We start from the raw sequence: 1,268 nt of genomic DNA, 5'->3' as shown, positions 1-1,268 counted from the left end.
CGGTCGGTTCGTCGGCGAAGATGACGTCGGGCTGCGGCAGCAGTGCGCGGGCCACCGCGACACGTTGCTGCTGGCCTCCCGACATCTCGTGGGGCTTGTGATCGAGACGATCGGCCAGTCCGAGGCGACCGGTCACCTCCTCGAACCAGGCCGCCGAGGGGCGGGTACCGGCGAGCCGCATCGGCAGCAGCACGTTGTCGCGGGCGGTCAGGACGGGCAGCAGGTTGAACGCCTGGAAGACGAAACCGATGCGGTCGCGGCGCAACCCGGTGAGAACGGCGTCGGACGCCGCACTGATCTCCACGTCCGCCCGGCGGCCGTCACCGTGGAGGACGACGCGTCCTGCGTCGATGTCGTCGAGGCCGGCGAGCGCATGCATGAGGGTCGATTTTCCCGAGCCGGACGGACCCATGATCGCGGTGAAGCGGCCGCGCTCGAATGCGACGGACACCCCGTCGAGGGCACGCACCTCGGTGTCGCCGCGTCCGTAGACACGCACGACGTCCTCGGCGGAACAGGCCGGGACGAGAGAACTGGTCGAAGTCATACTACGAACCGTAGAAATTCTGCCGCACAAGAACATCGGAGAGCGGTGCGATCTTCCTCGTCGCCCCGTCGTACCCGGGTAGGACCCGCTCGGGGCGAGGTCCGCCCGGAGTCCTACTCCCCCGCGCCGAGCAACTCGTCGGGTCTCACCAGTCCGGCGCGGAACGCGAACAGTACTGCTTGCACGCGATCTCGCGAACCGGTCTTCGCAAGGACCCGGCCCACATGGGTCTTCACCGTCGCAGGCGACAGCACGAATCGTTCGGCGATCTCGCCGTTGGTCAGGCCGTGCGCCATCGCGACGAGCACCTCGAGTTCGCGGGGGGTGAGATCCTCCGGCACCTCCATCCGCCCGGACGGCGCTCCTCTTCCGTCGAGCAGGGGTGAGACATGCTGCAGCAGTGAGCGGGTCGCGCGCGGCGCCATGACGGCGTCACCACGGTAGACGGTGCGAACCGCGGACAGCAGATCCTCGGGGGGTGCGTCCTTGAGCAGGAAACCGCTCGCCCCCGCGGCAATCGCCTGGACCACGTAGTCGTCGTTGTCGAAGGTGGTGAGCACCACGACCTTCGGCGCATCGACGGAGCGCAGCAGCTCACGTGTCGCCGAGATCCCGTCGACCCGTGGCATCTGGACGTCCATGAGCACGACGTCCGCATGGACCCGCCCGAGTTCCACGACGGCTGCTTCCCCGTCGGACGCCTCGGCGACCACCTCGATAT

At 68.2% G+C, this 1,268-nt stretch carries 2 protein-coding genes; both read right to left on the bottom strand.

All coding sequences use genetic code 11. The features are described 5' to 3' along the window. Window positions 1-547, bottom strand: a 547-nt coding sequence (locus tag R1101_RS0123735) for an ABC transporter ATP-binding protein (RefSeq protein WP_016935654.1), incomplete at its 3' end; no start/stop codon positions are given. A 113-nt stretch (window positions 548-660) separates the two neighbouring features. Beyond that, the coding region (locus tag R1101_RS0123730) for a response regulator (protein ID WP_016935653.1) at window positions 661-1,268 on the bottom strand (608 nt) is incomplete at its 5' end.

Origin of the sequence: Rhodococcus sp. R1101, assembly GCF_000278445.1 — a bacterium.
Classification (GTDB): Bacteria; Actinomycetota; Actinomycetes; order Mycobacteriales; family Mycobacteriaceae; genus Rhodococcus; species Rhodococcus gordoniae.
Note: the sequence above shows the minus strand (reverse complement) of the source record. Positions and strands in the feature narration are given on the sequence as shown.